The sequence below is a fragment of the Stappia sp. ICDLI1TA098 genome (assembly GCF_054880955.1).
In genome coordinates this window covers 852998-871423 of record NZ_JBTZBT010000002.1, presented here as the reverse complement: position 1 = coordinate 871423, position 18426 = coordinate 852998, and the positions used below count along the sequence as shown (strand labels likewise).

Below are 18426 nucleotides of genomic sequence, written 5' to 3'. Positions count from 1 at the left end.
GACTAAATAAAAATAAGTCTGGTCACAGAAATCCCCGAAACCGGAAAGAAGACAAATAATGAGCAGCAAAAAAGCACCGAACCCCATCGATGTGCATGTTGGAAGTCGCGTTCGCCTGCGTCGCATGATGCTTGGCATGAGCCAGGAAAAGCTCGGCGAGGCTCTTGGAATTACATTTCAGCAGATTCAGAAGTATGAAAAGGGCACCAACCGGATTGGTGCAAGCCGGCTTCAGCATATCGCCACGATCCTGAAAGTGCCGGTCGCTTTCTTTTTCGAGGACGCTCCGGGAACGCCCGACGAAGCTGCCGGCTTCGGCGAGGCCAAGCCGGCCTCCTATGTTGTCGACTTTCTTTCCTCTTCGGAAGGCCTTTCGCTCAACAAGGCTTTTGTCCGCATCGAGGACGCGAAGGTTCGCCGCCGTGTGGTCGAGCTGGTTCGCGCGCTCGCCGGCGAAGAGGCCTGACCCACGCGGGGCGGCCTCGCATTGGGAGCCTGAACGGATATCTCTCCGGCCGACCGGAAACAGGGCCGGCCGGAGCATGAGCGGTTGAACGGGACGTGCATGCGTCCCTTGTCAATGATGTCGGTGTTTCATTTGCGCGTGGCGCGGCGTCCACTCCGGGTGGACGCGCCCGTTCGGTCGAACGAGATTTCCCGCCAGAAATAGGCTGAACCGCAATCGGCAATAGGCGTCCCGACACAATCGGGGGCTTTCGAGGATTTTTTTGCCACTCGCGGAGGCGGTTCGCCCGTGAACCCTCCGATCAACTTGACGAAGCCGCGCCTTCACTGGCATGTGTCGAGCCGGGCGTCGGGGTGATCCTGCCGCCTGTTTCGATTTCTTCCCAGAAGGACGGTTGAACGTGGCTCGTCAAAACTACCTTTTCACTTCCGAATCCGTTTCGGAGGGACACCCCGACAAGGTCTGCGACCGTATTTCCGATACGGTCGTCGACGCTTTTCTTTCCGAGATGCCGGAAGCGCGTGTTGCCTGCGAGACGCTGGCCACGACGAACCGCGTTGTGATCGCTGGCGAGACCCGCGGTCCCGCGTCGATCACCAATGAGTACATCGCGCATCTGGCGCGCATGGCGATCAGGGACATTGGCTACGAGCAGGAAGGCTTCCACTGGGAGAACTGCGACGTCAAGGTCTACCTGCACGCGCAGTCGGCGCATATTGCGCAGGGCGTCGATGCGGCCGACAATAAGGACGAGGGCGCGGGCGACCAGGGCATCATGTTCGGTTACGCCTGCCGTGAAACCCCGGAGCTGATGCCGGCGCCGATCTATTATTCGCACAAGATTCTCGAGATTCTCGCCGAGGCGCGCAAGTCCGGCAAGGAGCCTGTTCTCGGTCCGGATGCCAAGAGCCAGGTCACTGTTCGCTACGAGAACGGCCTGCCGGTCGGAATCACTTCGATCGTGCTGTCGACGCAGCACCTTGACGGCAGCCTGTCTTCCGACGACATCCGCCAGATCGTCGAGCCCTACATCCGCACCGCCATTCCCGGTGGCTGGATCGGCGACGATACCGTATGGCACGTCAACCCCACCGGTGCGTTCGTGATCGGCGGACCCGACGGCGACGCGGGCCTCACGGGGCGCAAGATCATCGTCGACACCTATGGTGGCGCGGCGCCGCATGGCGGCGGCGCGTTCTCCGGCAAGGATCCGACGAAGGTCGACCGCTCGGCCGCCTATGCGGCGCGCTATCTGGCCAAGAACGTCGTTGCGGCCAATCTTGCCGACCGGTGCACCATCCAGCTTTCCTACGCCATCGGCGTCGCCGAGCCGCTGTCGGTCTATGTCGACCTGCACGGCACGGGAAATGTTGCCGAGGAGAAGCTCGAGCTTGCCGTTCGCGAGGTCATGAACCTGACGCCGCGTGGCATTCGTCAGCACCTCAGCCTCAATCGCCCGATCTACGCCCGTACCGCGGCCTACGGTCACTTCGGCCGTGAGCCGGAGGCCGATGGCGGCTTCTCCTGGGAGAAGATCGACCTGGTGCATGCCCTGCGCGACGCCGTTTCTTAAGCGCGCGGATACGAGAGACAGTCGCCCCGCCCGGCATGTGCCAGACGCATGTGCCGGGCGACGCTTTACGCATCGCCCGTACGCAGGCCCGTGGCCTCGCGCGGCCGGTGTAAGGCCGCGGGCGCATTTGGCGGACGTCACCCAATGACCGATCACACCAAGGGTTCCTTCTTCGGCAGGCGCGTCGGCAAGCCGTTGCGCGTCAACAGGCGAACCCAGTTCGATGCGGCGATCGCGCGTCTGAACGTCGATCTTTCCGCACCCGCCCCGGCGGACCTGCGGACCTTGTTCGAGGCTCCGGTTGGCTCGGTCTGGCTCGAGATCGGCTTCGGTGGTGGCGAGCATCTCCTGCATGAGGCCGGTCGGTTGGCCGACACCGGCTTCATTGGCGTCGAGCCGTTCGTCAACAGCCTTGCCAAGGCCGTGGTGGAGGTCGACGAGCAGGGGCTCGACAATGTGCGCGTCTTCGACGATGACGCGATCAAGCTGCTCGACTGGTTGCCGGCAGGCGCGCTCGACGGCATCTACCAGCTCTATCCGGATCCCTGGCCGAAGCGGCGGCACTGGAAGCGCCGCTTCGTAAATCCGACCAACATCGACCGGTTCGCGCGCGTGCTGAAGCCGGGTGCGGTCTACCGTTTCGCCAGCGACATCGACACGTATGTCGACTGGGCGCTCGCCCGGTTCGCTGCCCGGGACGATTTCGACTGGACGGCTGAGAAGGCCACCGACTGGCGTGAGCCATGGCAGCCCTGGTCCGGTACGCGCTACGAGGAAAAGGCCTTCCGTGAAGGCCGGCGCGGCCACTACCTCGAGTTTCGCCGGCGTTGATCCGGCCTCGATATGCCGTCGCGAACGGGGCGTCCGCCGCCATGCCCGGCAAAGGGCACGGCGCGGGCCGTGGTGCGCGGGGCGGTGGAATCTTCTTGCTTTGGCGGCCCCCATCGCTATAGTCGGAAGCATTCAATCTCTATGGCTCGCGTGAGCAGTACGAGAGTGGGCCCCGCAAGGACCCGCTCTTTTTGTTTTGGACGAGCCGACAGACGGTCCGGCGTGCGTTCCAGGGGGATCCACCTCGGGGAACCGGGACCAAGAGTTAAGAGGAACGGGTGCAGGAACGGGAAACGCGGATCGTACGAGAGAACGGACTTGAGGCGCGGATCGCGGCGATGGTCGAGCCGGCCATTACCGATCTCGGCTTCCGCCTTGTGCGCATCAAGCTGTCCGGCCTTAATGGCCTGACCCTCCAGCTCATGGCCGAGCGGCCCGACGGAACCATGACCGTCGACGATTGCGAGAGCGTCAGTCGCGCCATCACTCCGGTGCTCGACGTCGAGGATCCGATCAACCAGGAATACCATCTGGAGGTCTCCTCGCCGGGCGTCGACCGGCCGCTGGTGCGGCCCGAGGATTTTCGGCGCTGGCGCGGTCATCTGGTCAAGCTCGAGCTTGAGGTTCCCCTCGATGGCCGCAAGCGCTTTCGTGGCGAGATCCGCGGTGTCGAGGATGGCAATCTGGTTCTGCGGCTCGAGGATCTGCCGGATGACGGTGTGCCGGACGTGCGCCTTTCCTTTGCGGATATGGCTGAAGCGCGCCTGGTCATGACCGACGCGCTGGTCGAGGCTGCCCTGAAGGCCGAGAAATCCGCGCGGCGCAAGGCCAAGAAGGCTCCCAAGGGCGTAGATGCCGGGGACGATATCGGCGGCGATTGAGCTGCCTTTGCGCCGGTTTCGGCCGGCGAGAAACATGAAGTGGCGCCGGATCCATCCGGCAAAGGCCAAGGACATGCGCCGGAAGGACGGCGCCAGAGGAGTGGACTGGGATGGCAATCAGTGCGAACCGGCTCGAGCTTCTGCAGATCGCGGACGCTGTGGCGCGCGAGAAGACGATCGACCGGAGCATCGTCATCGCGGCGATGGAGGACGCGATCCAGAAAGCCGCGCGTTCCCGCTACGGTTCCGAGACCGAGGTCCGCGCCGAGATCAACGCGCGCACCGGCGAGATCAAGCTGCAGCGTCTGCTCCTGGTCGTCGATGAGGTCGAGAACACCTCGACCGAGATCGGCATGAAGGATGCGCTGGTGCGCAACCCCGCTGCCCAGCTTGGCGACTTCATCGCCGAGCCGCTGCCGCCGCTCGACTTCGGCCGCATTGCCGCTCAGTCGGCCAAGCAGGTGATCGTGCAGAAGGTCCGCGAGGCGGAGCGCGATCGCCAGTATGACGAGTTCAAGGATCGTATCGGCGAAATCGTCAATGGCGTCGTCAAGCGCGTCGAGTACGGCAATGTGATCGTCGATCTCGGTCGCGGCGAGGCGATTGTCCGGCGCGACGAGCTGATCCCGCGCGAGCAGTTCCGCACCGGTGACCGCGTGCGTGCCTATATCTACGACGTGCGCCGGGAGCAGCGTGGCCCGCAGATCTTCCTGTCACGCACCCATCCGCAGTTCATGGCGAAGCTCTTCGCTCAGGAAGTGCCGGAGATCTACGACAATGTCATCGAGATCCGGGCGGTTGCCCGTGATCCGGGTTCGCGCGCCAAGATCGCCGTCATCTCCAAGGATAGCTCGATCGATCCTGTCGGCGCCTGCGTCGGCATGCGTGGCAGCCGCGTTCAGGCGGTGGTCGGCGAGCTTCAGGGCGAGAAGATCGACATCATTCCGTGGAGCGCGGACGAGGCGACGTTCATCGTCAATGCGCTGCAGCCGGCCGAGGTCGCCAAGGTGGTGGTCGACGAGGACGCGGAGCGCATCGAGGTTGTGGTTCCCGACGAGCAGCTGTCGCTCGCCATCGGCCGTCGCGGCCAGAATGTGCGTCTTGCCTCCCAGCTGACCGGCTGGGCAATCGACATCATGACGGAGCACGACGAGTCGGAGCGCCGCCAGAAGGAATTCGCCGAACGGACCCAGCTTTTCATGGATGCGCTCAACGTCGACGAGGTCGTCGGACAGCTGCTTGCGTCCGAAGGATTTGCCTCCGTCGAGGAAGTGGCGTATGTCGAACGCGACGAGGTGGCCTCCATCGAGGGCTTCGACGGAGATACGGCCGACGAGATCCAGGCGCGCGCACGCGAATATCTGGAAGAGGTCGAGGCAAAGCTCGACGGCGAGCGCCGCGAGCTGGGTGTTTCCGATGACCTTCGCGCCATCCCGGGGCTGACGACCGCCATGCTGGTGGCGCTCGGCAAGGACGAGATCCGGACGGTGGAAGATCTTGCGGGATGTGCCACCGACGATTTGACCGGCTGGACCGAGCGCGCCAATGGCGAGGTGCAGCGTCACGAGGGTGCCCTGAGCGCCCATGACGTTTCCCGCGCCGACGCCGAGGCCATGATCATGGCTGCGCGTGTCGCGGCGGGCTGGATCAGCCCGGAAGAGCTGGAGCTGGAGCCGGAGGTCGAGGAGACCGACGGGGACAGCGAGGCGGACGAAGCGGGTGAGGACGAGGCCGAGGGCGTCGTCGCAACCGGGGTCGTTCACGAGGTTTGAGCGCATCTCGCGCCGGCTTTCCCGCTCAGGCGGGGCGGACTGGCGCGCGGGCCGACGACATCATGGCCGCGCGGTGCGGGCGGAAGGGTGACCCTTCCGCAAGTGCCGGCGCGGTGATCGAACAAGGGGCTTGATGCGCTGTGCCCGACGGGCGCGCGCCGCCCCGGAGTGGCGCGGTGCCGAAGCGAAACGAGCCGTTGGAACGAAGCTGCGCGGTGTCGCGCCAGGTGCGTCCGGTGGCGGATCTGATCCGCTTCGTTGCGGCGCCCGACGGAACGATCGTGGCGGACCTGCGTCGCCGGCTTCCCGGCCGTGGCGTGTGGGTTACGGCTGATCGGGCAAGCGTCGAGATGGCGCAGAAGAAAAAGGTTTTCGCGCGCGCCCTCAAGGACAGCGGCGTGCGCGTCGAGGGCGATCTGGCCGAGGAGGTCGAGCGCCTTCTGGAGCGGGCCGCGCTGGATGCGCTGTCTTTCGCGCGCAAGGCGGGTGAGGTCGTGGCGGGGTTCGCCAAGGTCGAGGCTGCGTTGCGCGGCGAAAAAGTGATCGGGCTCGTTCATGCCGCCGGCGGCGGCGAGGATGGAGCCAGCAAGCTCGCGTCGATTGCGCGGGCACGTTTTTCCGATACCGGCGGGTGCCGGCTGATCGGTTGTTTTGCATCGACTCAATTGGATTTGGCATTGGGTCGGTCAAATGTGATACATGCTGCACTGCTTGCAGGTCGAGCAGGCGAGAACGCGCTTGCCCGGATCGCAGATCTGGAGCGGTTCCGCGCCGGTTTTCCGGCCGGCTTCCTAGAGGCGTCAGGTAGCGGTGTAAGTGATGCGGTGACCCAGGACTGAAGGCGATATGAGCGAAACGAAGAATCCCGGCGACAAGACGATCAGTATGGAGCGCAAGACACTGGGCCTGAAACGCTCCGGCGTTGAGCAGGGCACAGTGCGTCAGAGCTTCTCCCATGGGCGCAGCAAGGCGGTTGTGGTCGAGAAGAAGAAGCGCCGCGTCGTTGTGCCGGGCGAGACTTCCAAGACCGAAGTCGAGGCGCCGCAGCCCCAGCCGCAGCAGCCCTCCACGGCTTCCCGTGAGCGGCGTCAGGCCGATGCGGCCCCGGCGCGTCAGGCTGCGTCCGGCCAGCGTCCGCGCGGCAATATCCTGCGCACCCTGACCCAGGACGAGGCTGCTGCCCGTCAGGTGGCTCTGCGTGAAGCGCAGGTCCGCGAGGTCGAGGATCAGAAGCGTCGCGCCGAGGAAGAGGTTCGTCGTCGCGAGGAAGAAGCCAAGCGCAAGGCCGAGGCCGAGGAGCGTGCGCGTCTGGAGGCCGAGGAGGCCGCCCGTCGTGCTGCCGAGGAGGCCGCGCGTCCGCAGGTCGAAGAGCCGCGCGAAAAGGTTTCCGCCGCCGATGCAGCGGCCGCGCTGGGTGCTGTCGTGTCCGACAGCGGCAATGCCGAGCCAGGTGGACAGGCGCCGCGCGCTGATGCGCGCCCGGCTCCCGCCCGCAAGCCCGGTGCCGGCGCAGCAGCGCCTGCCGGTGATGATCGCAAGACCGTCAGCAAGGCGCCGAAGCGCGCGAAGGCTGTCACTCCCGAGCGTACGCCGTCCCCGGCGCGCGGTGCCGGCGACGACCGTCGCCGCTCGAAGCTGACGATCTCGTCGGCGACCGGCGATCAGGATGGGCGCAGCCGTTCGCTCGCCTCACTGCGTCGTCGCCGCGAGAAGGAGCGTCGCTCCGGCCAGCAGGTGGCGCGCGAGAAGATCTCCCGTGAGGTGGTTCTTCCCGAGGCGATCACCATTCAGGATCTCGCCAATCGTATGGCCGAGCGCTCCGTCGACGTCATCAAGCTGCTCATGAAGCAGGGTCAGATGATGAAGATCAACGACGTGATCGACGCCGACACGGCCGAGCTGATCGCCGAGGAGATGGGCCACAAGGTCAAGCGTGTCTCGGAGGCGGATGTCGAGGACGGACTGTTCTCGCTGGCCGATGCCGATGAGACGCTGGTCCAGCGCCCGCCGGTCGTCACGATCATGGGTCACGTCGACCACGGCAAGACCTCGCTGCTCGACGCGCTGCGTCGTTCCAAGGTCGTGCAGGGCGAGGCCGGTGGCATCACCCAGCATATCGGTGCCTATCAGGTCGAGCGGAACGGTCAGAAGATCACCTTCATCGACACCCCGGGTCACGCTGCCTTTACGCAGATGCGTGCCCGTGGCGCGAAGGCGACGGATATCGTCATCCTGGTGGTTGCCGCCGATGACGGCGTGATGCCGCAGACCCGCGAGGCAATCAGCCACGCCAAGGCTGCCGGCGTGCCGATCATCGTTGCCATCAACAAGATGGACAAGCCGGGCGCCGATCCGACCAAGGTCCGCACGGAGCTTCTGCGCGACGAGATCGTCGTGGAGTCGATGGGCGGTGACGTCATCGAGGTCGAGGTCTCGGCACTCAAGGGTACCAATCTCGACAAGCTGCTCGAGATGATCCTGCTTCAGTCCGAGGTTCTCGAGCTGAAGGCCAATCCGGATCGCACTGCCGAGGGCATCGTCATCGAGGCCCAGCTCGACAAGGGTCGCGGCCCGGTCGCAACGGTGCTGGTTCAGAAGGGCACGCTCAAGGTCGGCGACATTCTCGTGGCCGGCTCCGAGTGGGGCCGCGTTCGCGCCATGCTCGACGAGAACAGCCAGCAGCAGAAGGAAGCTGGACCGTCCAAGCCGGTCGAGGTCCTCGGCTTCAACGGCACCCCGGCGGCCGGCGACATGGTCGCCGTCGTTGAGAACGAGGCCCGTGCCCGCGAGATCGTCGATTATCGCCAGCGTCTGCTGCGCGAGAAGACCAGCGTGCGCGAACTCGGCGCCCGCGGCTCGCTCGAGCAGATGATGAACCGCCTGCAGGAAACCGGTCACAAGGAGTTCCCGCTCCTGATCAAGGCCGACGTGCAGGGCTCGGCCGAAGCCATCGTCGGAGCGCTTGACGCGCTTGGTACCGACGAGGTCAAGGCCCGCATCATCCATTCGGGTGTTGGCGGCATCACCGAGAGCGACGTGACGCTTGCCACGGCCTCCAATGCCCCGATCATCGGCTTTAACATCCGCGCCAACAAGCAGGCGCGCGATGCGGCCGAGCGTGAGGGCATCGAGATCCGCTACTACAACATCATCTACGATCTCGTGGATGACGTTAAGGCAGCCATGTCCGGCCTTCTGTCGCCGGAGCGTCGCGAGACCTTCCTCGGCAACGCGGAAGTGCGCGAGATCTTCAACATCACCAAGGTCGGCAAGGTCGCCGGCTGCCTCGTCACCGAGGGTACTGTCGAGCGTGGCGCGGAAGTGCGCCTCATCCGCGACGATGTGGTGATCCACGAAGGCAAGCTCGGCACGCTGAAGCGCTTCAAGGACGAGGTGAAGGAAGTTCAGTCCGGCCAGGAATGTGGCATGAACTTCGTCGGCTACCAGGACATGCGTCCCGGCGACGTCATCGAGTGCTACCGGGTCGAAGAGGTGGCCCGCACGCTGTAACCACGGCGGCGCGAAATCTGACAGGCGCCGGCGGGTCTTCTCCCGCCGGTTTTGCCGTTTGGCCGGGGCGTTTCGCGCCGGCCAGGCGGCTCCGCCGATTCGCCCCGACCTCACGCCTGGATCTTACCCATGTCGAATTCGAACCGGACACCGGCCGGAATGCCTTCGCAGCGCCAGTTGCGCGTCGGCGAGCTTGTGCGCAAGGAAGTCTCAGACATCCTGTCGCGCGGCACGCTTGCGGATCCCGTCCTCGACGGCACCATCATCTCCGTGCCGGAAGTGCGCATGACGCCGGACCTGCGTCTGGCGAGCTGCCTCGTCATGCCGCTTGGCGGCAAGGACGGCGACAAGGTGGTGGAGGCGCTGAACCGCAGCGCTCGTGTCATTCGCCGCGACCTCGCACGCCGGATGACCATGAAGTTCCTTCCCGACCTGCGGTTCGTTCTCGACACCCGTTTCGACGACGACGACCGGATCACCACGCTGCTGAATCGCGACGACGTGCGCCGCGATATCGACGCGGACGAGGCCGGCGACGGTTCCGAGACCGACGACCGGACCTGACATGGCTCGACGCAGGAAAGCGAACCGCAACCGCATCGACGGCTGGCTGGTGCTCGACAAGCCCGTCGGCCTGTCGTCCAACGATGCGCTGACGCGGCTGAAGAAGATCTTTCATCCCGAGAAGGTTGGACACGCGGGCACGCTGGATCCGCTCGCCTCTGGCTGTCTGCCGATTGCCTTCGGCGAGGCGACGAAGACCGTTTCCTTCGCCATGGACGGCCGAAAGGTCTACCGCTTCACCGTGCGCTGGGGCGAGGCGACGGCGACAGACGACACCGAGGGCGACGTGATTGCCACGTCGCCGGTGCGCCCTGACGCAGCCGCTATCCGCGCCGTTCTGCCGGAATTCACCGGAACGATCGCGCAGGTGCCGCCAAAATACTCCGCCATCAAGGTCGACGGCGCGCGCGCCTATGACCTGGCCCGTGGCGGCGAGGAGGTCGAGCTTGCGGCGCGCGAGATCGACGTCCACCGGCTGGATCTCGTCGACTGTCCGGATACCGACCATGCCGTTCTCGAGGCGGAATGCGGCAAGGGGACCTACGTTCGCTCGCTCGCCCGCGACATCGCCGAGCGTCTCGGCAGCCGTGGACACGTGAGCGAATTGCGGCGTCTCCTCGTCGGCCCCTTCGGCGAGGATGACATGATTCCGCTGGAAACTCTGGAGGAGTTGGGGCAATGTGCGCCCGGCGAGGGCCTCGACGAGGACCACGCACGCTTCATCATGCCTGTTCAGACCGCGCTGGACGACATCCCGGCGCTGGCCGTGAGCAGGCAGGATGCCGCCCGTCTCCGACAGGGGCAGGGCGTATTGCTGCGCGGGCGCGATGCCCCCGTGTTTACCGGGCCGGTCTCGGTCACGGCTCAAGGCGAGCTGGTGGCCATTGGCGAGGTGGAACGCGGGGAACTCCTGCCCAGGCGCGTTTTTAATCTCGCGGACCTTTGAGGATCCGTGACGTCTCAGGAAAGGACTGACCGATGTCGATTACCGCGGAACGCAAGGCGGAACTCATCAAGGAATACGGGATCAAGGAAGGCGACACCGGCTCTGCCGACGTGCAGGTCGCTGTCCTGACCGAGCGGATCGTCAACCTCACCGACCACTTCAAGACCCACGGCAAGGACAACCATTCCCGCCGCGGCCTCCTGAAGATGGTGAGCCAGCGCCGTTCGCTCCTGGATTACCTGAAGAAGACCGACGTGGCGCGCTACCAGAACCTGATCCAGCGTCTGGGTCTGCGTCGCTAACGAGTTGAAGGGCGCGGCGTCCGCAAGGGCGTCGCGCCTTCTGTCTTCGGTGCCGGTGCGGCGCGTCCGGAGGGATGCGCGACCGGAGCCGCGAGGAAGGCCGCAGACACGGCCTCTTGGCGGTCATGGGGCAGGATAGCAGGTGGCTTGGCGAGCTTTCCGGGCGTGTCCTGGAATACCTCCGAGCCCCCCGGTGTCTTGCCCGTGGCGCGTCGTTCACAGGCGATGGCTGTCCGAGAAGGCGAGGCTGTTGCCACAAGGGATCGACCCGCCCGAGCCGCGCATGATGTGCGCGGTGTCGGCGAGGGTCCCACAGACCGACCCGCGACAGGCGCCAGCAGCGCGGCGCGGGCGATCTCAAGTTAGGAAGAGACATGTTTGATATTCATCGCGTGGAAGTCGACTGGGGCGGACGCCCGCTGACCCTCGAGACGGGCAAGGTTGCCCGCCAGGCTGACGGCGCAGTGCTTGCCACCTACGGCGAGACCAAGGTCCTTGCCACGGTCGTCGCCGCCAAGTCGCCCAAGCCGGGCCAGGACTTCTTTCCGCTGACCGTGAACTACCAGGAGAAGACCTACGCAGCCGGCAAGATCCCCGGTGGCTTCTTCAAGCGCGAGGGGCGCCCCTCCGAGCATGAGACGCTGACATCGCGTCTGATCGACCGCCCGATCCGTCCGCTGTTCGTCGACGGCTTCAAGTGCGACACCCAGGTGATTATCACCGTCCTGTCGCACGATCTGGAGAACGCTCCCGATATCCTGGCGATGGTCGCAGCCTCGGCCGCGCTCACCATTTCGGGCATCCCCTTCATGGGGCCGATCGGTGGCGCGCGCGTTGGCTACATCAATGGCGAGTATGTGCTCAACCCGTTGATCGACGACATGCAGGAGTCCTCGCTGGACCTCATCGTCGCCGGCACCACCGAAGCGGTTCTGATGGTTGAATCGGAAGCCAAGGAGCTTGCCGAGGATGTCATGCTCGGCGGCGTCATGTTCGGCTTCCAGCAGTTCCAGACCGTGATCGGCGCCATCGTCAAGCTGGCCGAGACGGCCGCGCGCGAGCCGCGCGAGCTGAACCTGCCGGATCACTCCGCGCTTGCCGCCCGTGTCAAGGAGCTAGCCAGCGAAGAGCTGACCGCCGCTTATGCGATCCGCGAGAAGACCGAGCGCCGCAATGCCATCGACGCGGTGAAGGCCAAGACCTTCGAGACCATGTCCGCCGAGGCGGGCGAGGCCGGTCTCGAGAAGGTTGTGTTCGGCGACCTCTTCAAGAAGACCGAAGCCGGCATCGTGCGCGGCGCGATCCTTGACAAGGGCGAGCGCATCGACGGGCGCGACCTGAAGACGGTTCGCCCGATCGTGTCGGAAGCGGGCATCCTGCCGCGCGCACACGGTTCGGCGCTCTTCACCCGCGGCGAGACCCAGGCTCTTGTCGTCGCCACGCTCGGCACCAATGACGACGAGCAGTTCGTCGATGCGCTGGAGGGCACCTACAAGGCGACCTTCATGCTGCATTACAACTTCCCGCCGTACTCCGTCGGCGAGACCGGCCGCATGGGTTCGCCCGGCCGCCGCGAGATCGGACACGGCAAGCTCGCATGGCGCGCCGTGCATCCGCTGCTGCCGCCGCATCACGAGTTCCCCTATACGCTTCGCGTCGTGTCCGAGGTCACCGAGTCGAACGGTTCCTCCTCGATGGCAACCGTCTGCGGCACCTCGCTTGCCCTGATGGACGCCGGTGTTCCGCTCAAGGCTCCGGTGGCGGGCATCGCCATGGGCCTGATCAAGGAAGACGAGCGCTTCGCGGTCCTCTCCGACATTCTCGGTGACGAGGATCACCTCGGCGACATGGACTTCAAGGTGGCCGGCACGGCCGAGGGCGTGACCTCGCTGCAGATGGACATCAAGATCGATGGCATCACCGAGGAGATCATGAAGGTCGCCCTGGCGCAGGCGCGCGACGGCCGCATTCATATCCTGAGCGAGATGGCCAGCGCGCTTTCCGAGGCACGCACCGAGCTTGGCGAATACGCGCCGCGCATCGAGGTGATGAAGATCCCGGTGGACAAGATCCGCGAAGTGATCGGTTCGGGCGGCAAGGTGATCCGCGAGATCGTCGAGAAGACCGGCGCCAAGATCAACATCGAGGACGACGGCACCGTCAAGATCGCTTCGTCGGACGGCAAGGCGATCCAGGCGGCCATCAACTGGATCAACTCCATCGCCGCCGAGCCGGAAGTCGGTGTGGTCTACGAGGGCCGCGTCGTCAAGACGGTGGACTTCGGTGCCTTCGTCAACTTCTTCGGCGCCAAGGACGGTCTGGTCCACATCTCCCAGCTTGCTCCGCAGAAGGTTGCCAAGACCACGGACGTGGTCAAGGAAGGCGACAAGGTCTGGGTCAAGCTCATGGGCTTCGACGAGCGCGGCAAGGTTCGCCTGTCGATGAAGGTTGTCGACCAGGAGACCGGCAAGGAGCTCGAGGCGGACGCCTGATTTAGGCGCCGGCTTTTCCGCGGAAACGCGGCTGAGGAAACAGGAAAGGGCCGGCGCGATGCGCCGGCCCTTTTTGTTTTGTGCCCTCTGTCCTGTCGATCGGGCTCTTCTAGAGCGGTATCGCCGAGCGCGGCGCGGAGAGCGTGTCGTGGGCGCGCACGAAGGCGCGGAACGCATCGCCCGGCATCGGTCGTCCCAGGTGAAACCCCTGGATCAGCCGGCAGCCGAGGGCGGTCAGGGCCTCGCATTGCCCTTCCGTCTCCGCGCCCTCGGCAATGACGTCGAGCCCGAGGCTTCCCGCGAGCGCGACAATCGCCTCAATGAGCGCCGGCGCGTCGAGGTCGCTTTCCAGGTCGCGGACAAACGAGCGGTCGATCTTGAGCGTGTCGATCGGGAACCGCTTGAGATTGCTCAGCGAGGAATATCCGGTGCCGAAATCGTCAAGAGACAGGCGGACGCCGAGCGCGCGGAGGGCGCTCAGCGTCTGCACCGGGTCGCTGCCCGTTTCGTCGAACATCACGCTTTCGGTGATCTCGAGATGCAACTGTTCGGGCGGCATGCCGGTCGTGTTCAACGCGCTGCGGACCAGATCGAGGAAGCGTTCGTCGCGGCACTGGCGGGGCGAGACGTTGACGCTGAGCATCGGCAGGTCGATCCCTTCCGTGCGGCAGGCCTGGTGGAAACGGCAGGCCGTTTCCAGTACGAAGGCGCCGAGCGGTACGATCAGGCCGGTGTTCTCTGCAATGGGAATGAAATCCTTCGGAGGGATCTCGCCCTTGTCCGTGTCCGTCCAGCGCACAAGCGCCTCGCAGCCGGCAACACGTCCGGCGACGACGTCGATGACGGGCTGGTAGTGAAGCTGGAGTTCCTGGCGGTCGATTGCCCGCCGCAGCGCGCTTTCAATCTCCATCGCCTGCGCGGCCTGCTCGTTCATGTGCGCCGAGAAGAACCGCACCGCATTTCCGCCGTCGGCCTTGGCGTGATACATGGCGGTGTCTGCCTGGCGCAGAAGTCCGTCCGCGTCGCGGCCGTCGGCCGGAAACACGGTGATGCCGATGCTGGCGGTGGAAAAGACCTCCGCGCCGCGCCCCACGACAATCGGTCGGGCGAGGGTGTCGAGGATCCGCGAGGCGGTCTCCTCGATGTCCCAAAGGTCCCGCGCGTGGGCCAGGATCACCGCGAACTCGTCGCCGCCGAGGCGCGCAACGGTGTCGTTCTCGGCGAGAGCCGCCGAAATGCGCGTCGCCGCGGCGGTGATCAGCTCGTCGCCGGCGCTGTGGCCGAGCGTGTCGTTGATGTTCTTGAAGCGATCCAGATCGAGAAAGAGCAGCGCCACCGACTGCTTCTCCCACTCCGCCCGTGCCAGCGCCTGCACAAGGCGGTCGCGGAAGAGATAGCGGTTGGGCAGGCCCGTCAGCCCGTCGAAGTTCGCCTGACGGACGATCAGTTCCTCCTGCCGCTTGCGCTCGGAAATATCCGCGATGGTCACATAGTAGGCGTCTATCCCGTTCCAGCGCGTTTCGCGAACGTGCATCTCGATCCAGATGATGCGCCTGTCCTTACCCACGGCGCGCGCCTCATAGACGCTTGGCGCGCTGGCCCCCGCGCGTCGCGCCTGATTGTAGGACAGAAGCCGAACCTGCTCGTCGGGCGGGAACAGGTCGGTGAGCCACATGTCGGTGACACTCTGACGTTCGCTCTTGTCGTAGCCGAGGATCTCCAGAAGCGCGTCGTTCAGGTAGAGGATCCGCTCGCCGCCGTAGATGCACACCCCGTGCAGCGATTTGTCGATCAGGGAGCGGAATTGCGCGTTGGTGTCTCGCAGGTCCGTGAAGACATTCTGCAGCGCCTTGCCGAGTTCGTTGAACTCAGCCACACGCCCGGGGCGATAGTTCAGGTCTCGGGAATCCTTGCGGATATGGGCCGCGTAGCCGAGCAGCCGCTCGAGCGCCGGGCTCATGAACCTGTGCAGCGTGTAGGCGGCGAGCAGCGATGCGGCCACCAGATAGAACAGGAAGGGAAGAAAGATCTCCCTGTAGGTCTGCTGCACGTTCCGGAGCGTCTCGTTCGGGCGGCTGGAGACGATATAGGCTTCATCCATCTCTCCGGCCGTGCTCAGGCTGCTGCGCACATAAAGGCGCTGGTTCTCGATGACGTGGTCGGTGGTTGCCAGCGCACTCAGGGCGTCCTGGGGCAGCTTCTCGCCGCGTGGCGCGCCGAACTGAGCGATGATGCTGTCGCGATGAATGAGCGTGACCCGCTCCGTGTCGAGGGCATTGGCGATGTCCACCATGAACGGCAGGCTGTCGTTGAAAACATATGCCCCGACGAGATGGCCGAGCACCTGCCCGTCTTCATTGTCGACGACAGGGATGGACGCGGCGGCGAGCAGAACCGTCTCCCCGTCTTGCCGGCCGACATGAAACTCCCACGAGCTGTTGACCATTGCCTCGCGGGCCGCGGCGGGAAGGACCGCGTTCACGTCGAAGATCGAATAGCTGGCGTCCACCCAGCCCGGCTCTCCGGGAAGGTCGACGATCAGCATCTCGAACTGCGCCCCCATGCGCTGCCAGGTGGTGTCCTCAAGCAGCTCCGCGACCGCACGCTTGTCGCGCGCGCGCAGCGCGTTGCGCAAGGCCGGCTCGCCTGCCAGCCGGCGCTGGAAGGTGTCGAGGCGCGACAGCGTCTGCTCGAAGACGAGGTGGACGAGCGCGCTTTCCTTGCGCGCGAACCTCTCGACCTCACGGTCCGCGATCGACAGGCTGCTCACATAGCTGATCGAGAACAGCAATGTCGACGTGACGACAAGTGCGATGGCGAACAGCCCCAGGACGAGACTGTTGAAGCTGATCTCGTGCTTCCGATTTTTCTTCATTGGGAGTAGCGGTATGCTCGTCGCTTCAGTTGCTCGATCCGTTGTCGCGGATCCTTGGATGTGACCAAAGCGAAGGTGCCGGCATAGACCGGCGGCACTTCAGCCCGCCGTCCCGACTGGTCGAGCGCGATTGCCTCGGCGATCGCCACGCCGCTGTCGTCGTCCATGCGCATCGCGGTTGCAGTCAGACGTCCCCGGGCGATCAGCTCGAGTTCCTCGCTGCCGCCTCCCCAGCCGTTTGTCGCAACCTTGCCGACGAGACCGAGTTGCTCGATCGCCTCGCTGACACCGAGCGCGATTTCTGTCGAACAGGCATAGATGAAACCGATCCGGTCGTCGCGTCCGAGAAGGCTGAGCGCCGCGGTGCGGGCCTTTTCGCGGTCGAAACCGACGAAATAGGTGGCAGCCAGCGTCTTGTCCGTACGCTTGAGCATCGCCGTGCGAAAGGTCTCCCCGCGAGCGCGGCTGACAAAGCCGGGCTCGCCGTAGAAGATCGCGAAGCGCTCGTGCTCCGGTCGGCTTTCCACATAGTGGTCGATCAGAAGCCGGGTGCCTTCCTCATGGTCGAAGCCGACATAGAGGAATGGCTGTGCCTTGCCCCATTCGCGAACCGGCGTCGTGATGTTCTGCAGGATGACCTTGGGCCTGCTGCGGCTGACGAGGCGTTCGATGAGAGACCTTTGACGGAAGGAGTCGAGCATGAAAATGAGGTAGTCTGGATCGCTCGCGAGCGCGTCGAGAACCATATTGGTCTGCCTGCGCATGTCTCGATCCTGCGGCGCCTTCCGCTCGGCGATGGTGAAGGGGACCTGCAGTTCCCCGAGCCTGGCCCGCAGGGCGGCGATGCTGCGCCGCCAGTGTTCGGAATATTCGGTGCGCGAGGTGACGATGGCGATGTGGACCGGACGTTTTTCGCCGGCGATCGGCACGGCGTTTTTCGATACGCGATCATAGAAGCGCAGGCTGCGTGCGCTTTCTTCAGGATGTTCCGTGAGGAAAGTCTTGAGCGGCATGTTGCCGCTCATTGCGCCGCCGCCGATGTGTTGGGCGGCCGCCGGGTGGTATTGCCCGCCCAACAGGATGCACAGAAGAGCGAGCACGACCGTCGGAGTGCATTTGATTTTCTTGCGCACAACGACAATCCAGGGTTCGACGTGACGTGTTCGATTCTGAAACAGCGAATCGTTCGATGCAAGGATGATATCTATCGGCATAGCCGTTCAGTCGTTAACGGACCCGGACGCCGGCAAGGACTTTGTCCACCTTCCCGTCGAGGATGGACGGCCGACGGGAGCTTCCGGCGCGGGCGTTGCACGCGCCGGTCAACCTGATATACCGCAAACCTGAAAAGCTCGAGGGCGGTAGCAAGGGACGGAAATCGATATGCCGGCAATGCGTCTAGCCGTTGTGGGAGCCGCGGGGCGGATGGGCGGAGCGCTTGTCCGCGCGATCTCGCAGATGGATGGCGTCGAGCTCGCGGGAGCCGTCGAGCGTCCGGGTGCCGAGGCGATCGGCAAGGATGCGGGTGTTCTCGCCGGGCTCCAGCCGAACGGCGTTATCGTGGTCGACGATCCGCTTCGCGTCTTTGCAGATTGTGACGGCGTGCTTGATTTCACCGCCCCTGCCGCCACGCGTGTCTTCGCCGAGCTTGCCGCCCAGGCGCGCATCGTTCACGTCATCGGCACCACCGGCATGAGCGAGGAGGATGTGGACGCCGTTCGGCCCGCCGCCCGCCATGCCCGTATCGTCAAGTCCGGCAACATGAGCCTCGGCGTGAACCTGCTGGCCGCCATGGTGCGCCGCGCGGCCGCGGCCCTCGACGAGGATTTCGACATCGAGGTGCTGGAAATGCACCATCGAAACAAGGTTGACGCTCCTTCGGGAACGGCATTGATGCTGGGCGAGGCGGCTGCCGAAGGCCGGGGCATCGACCTGGCGACCCGCTCCGTGCGCCAGCGTGACGGCATCACCGGCGAGAGGCCGCGCGGCGACATCGGCTTTGCCACCTTGCGCGGCGGCACGGTGATCGGCGACCACAGCGTCCTGTTCTCCGGTCCGCTCGAGACCGTCACCCTCTCCCACCACGCCCAGGATCGGCAGATTTTCGCCCGCGGCGCCATCAAGGCGGCTCTCTGGGCGCGGGGCCGCAAGCCCGGCTTCTACACGATGGACGACGTTCTCGGCCTTTCCGACTGATCGACAGCGGAGGCTTCG

At 65.0% G+C, this 18426-nt stretch carries 14 protein-coding genes; 12 read left to right on the top strand and 2 right to left on the bottom strand.

Annotation, left to right across the window (positions count from 1 at the left end):
* Positions 1-58: 58 nt before the first annotated feature.
* The 11 genes from ACSLUQ_RS14270 to pnp all read left to right on the top strand — a co-directional run bounded on the left by ACSLUQ_RS14270 (position 59) and on the right by pnp (position 13337).
* Positions 59-466, top strand: a complete 408-nt coding sequence (locus ACSLUQ_RS14270; RefSeq protein WP_417771869.1) for a helix-turn-helix domain-containing protein — start codon at positions 59-61, stop codon at positions 464-466.
* Between the two features lie 400 nt (positions 467-866).
* Positions 867-2039, top strand: a complete 1173-nt coding sequence (metK, locus tag ACSLUQ_RS14265; protein WP_417771870.1) for a methionine adenosyltransferase — start codon at positions 867-869, stop codon at positions 2037-2039.
* A gap of 144 nt (positions 2040-2183) precedes the next feature.
* A complete protein-coding gene (trmB, locus tag ACSLUQ_RS14260; RefSeq protein WP_461808894.1) occupies positions 2184-2870 on the top strand; it encodes a tRNA (guanine(46)-N(7))-methyltransferase TrmB in 687 nt (228 codons plus the stop codon).
* 278 nt (positions 2871-3148) lie between these two features.
* Positions 3149-3751: a ribosome maturation factor RimP gene (gene rimP / locus ACSLUQ_RS14255; RefSeq protein ID WP_417771872.1), complete on the top strand. Its 603-nt coding sequence runs from the start codon at positions 3149-3151 to the stop codon at positions 3749-3751.
* Positions 3752-3861: 110 nt separating this feature from the next.
* A complete protein-coding gene (gene nusA / locus ACSLUQ_RS14250; RefSeq protein ID WP_461808893.1) occupies positions 3862-5523 on the top strand; it encodes a transcription termination factor NusA in 1662 nt (553 codons plus the stop codon).
* Between the two features lie 140 nt (positions 5524-5663).
* Positions 5664-6362, top strand: coding sequence for an RNA-binding protein (locus ACSLUQ_RS14245; RefSeq protein WP_461808892.1), 699 nt, complete (start codon positions 5664-5666; stop codon positions 6360-6362).
* Between the two features lie 7 nt (positions 6363-6369).
* Positions 6370-9033, top strand: coding sequence for a translation initiation factor IF-2 (gene infB / locus ACSLUQ_RS14240; RefSeq protein ID WP_461808891.1), 2664 nt, complete (start codon positions 6370-6372; stop codon positions 9031-9033).
* Between the two features lie 129 nt (positions 9034-9162).
* Positions 9163-9597 carry a 30S ribosome-binding factor RbfA gene (gene rbfA, locus ACSLUQ_RS14235; RefSeq protein WP_417771876.1) on the top strand — a complete coding sequence of 145 codons (435 nt, stop codon included), beginning with the start codon at positions 9163-9165 and terminating at the stop codon, positions 9595-9597.
* Position 9598: 1 nt separating this feature from the next.
* Positions 9599-10543: a tRNA pseudouridine(55) synthase TruB gene (truB, locus tag ACSLUQ_RS14230; RefSeq protein ID WP_417771877.1), complete on the top strand. Its 945-nt coding sequence runs from the start codon at positions 9599-9601 to the stop codon at positions 10541-10543.
* A 32-nt stretch (positions 10544-10575) separates the two neighbouring features.
* Positions 10576-10845: a 30S ribosomal protein S15 gene (gene rpsO, locus ACSLUQ_RS14225; protein ID WP_417771878.1), complete on the top strand. Its 270-nt coding sequence runs from the start codon at positions 10576-10578 to the stop codon at positions 10843-10845.
* Positions 10846-11219: 374 nt separating this feature from the next.
* On the top strand, positions 11220-13337 hold the full coding sequence (pnp, locus tag ACSLUQ_RS14220; RefSeq protein ID WP_417771879.1) for a polyribonucleotide nucleotidyltransferase: 2118 nt from the start codon (positions 11220-11222) through the stop codon (positions 13335-13337).
* A 109-nt stretch (positions 13338-13446) separates the two neighbouring features.
* Here pnp and ACSLUQ_RS14215 read toward each other — a convergent pair whose 3' ends face one another.
* Together ACSLUQ_RS14215 and ACSLUQ_RS14210 are read right to left on the bottom strand one after the other, a co-directional pair.
* Entirely contained in the window at positions 13447-16212 is a 2766-nt protein-coding gene (locus ACSLUQ_RS14215) for an EAL domain-containing protein (protein ID WP_461808890.1), read from the bottom strand.
* Entirely contained in the window at positions 16209-17237 is a 1029-nt protein-coding gene (locus ACSLUQ_RS14210) for a substrate-binding domain-containing protein (RefSeq protein WP_461808889.1), read from the bottom strand. Before ACSLUQ_RS14210 ends, ACSLUQ_RS14215 begins: the two co-directional genes overlap by 4 nt.
* A 367-nt stretch (positions 17238-17604) precedes the next feature.
* On the opposite strand from ACSLUQ_RS14210, the gene dapB reads away from it, so the two are divergent.
* Positions 17605-18408 carry a 4-hydroxy-tetrahydrodipicolinate reductase gene (gene dapB / locus ACSLUQ_RS14205; protein ID WP_417771882.1) on the top strand — a complete coding sequence of 268 codons (804 nt, stop codon included), beginning with the start codon at positions 17605-17607 and terminating at the stop codon, positions 18406-18408.
* Positions 18409-18426: the final 18 nt, after the last annotated feature.

Excerpts from the sequence above, each read along its gene's own strand:
- rpsO (WP_417771878.1), top strand. The coding sequence starts at position 10,576 with ATGTCGATTACCGCGGAACGCAAGGCGGAACTCATCAAGGAATACGGG.
- rbfA (WP_417771876.1), top strand. The coding sequence starts at position 9,163 with ATGTCGAATTCGAACCGGACACCGGCCGGAATGCCTTCGCAGCGCCAG.
- ACSLUQ_RS14270 (WP_417771869.1), top strand. The coding sequence starts at position 59 with ATGAGCAGCAAAAAAGCACCGAACCCCATCGATGTGCATGTTGGAAGT.
- truB (WP_417771877.1), top strand. The coding sequence starts at position 9,599 with ATGGCTCGACGCAGGAAAGCGAACCGCAACCGCATCGACGGCTGGCTG.
- pnp (WP_417771879.1), top strand. The coding sequence starts at position 11,220 with ATGTTTGATATTCATCGCGTGGAAGTCGACTGGGGCGGACGCCCGCTG.
- nusA (WP_461808893.1), top strand. The coding sequence starts at position 3,862 with ATGGCAATCAGTGCGAACCGGCTCGAGCTTCTGCAGATCGCGGACGCT.
- infB (WP_461808891.1), top strand. The coding sequence starts at position 6,370 with ATGAGCGAAACGAAGAATCCCGGCGACAAGACGATCAGTATGGAGCGC.
- ACSLUQ_RS14210 (WP_461808889.1), bottom strand. The coding sequence starts at position 17,237 with ATGAGCGGCAACATGCCGCTCAAGACTTTCCTCACGGAACATCCTGAA.
- ACSLUQ_RS14215 (WP_461808890.1), bottom strand. The coding sequence starts at position 16,212 with ATGAAGAAAAATCGGAAGCACGAGATCAGCTTCAACAGTCTCGTCCTG.
- trmB (WP_461808894.1), top strand. The coding sequence starts at position 2,184 with ATGACCGATCACACCAAGGGTTCCTTCTTCGGCAGGCGCGTCGGCAAG.
- dapB (WP_417771882.1), top strand. The coding sequence starts at position 17,605 with ATGCGTCTAGCCGTTGTGGGAGCCGCGGGGCGGATGGGCGGAGCGCTT.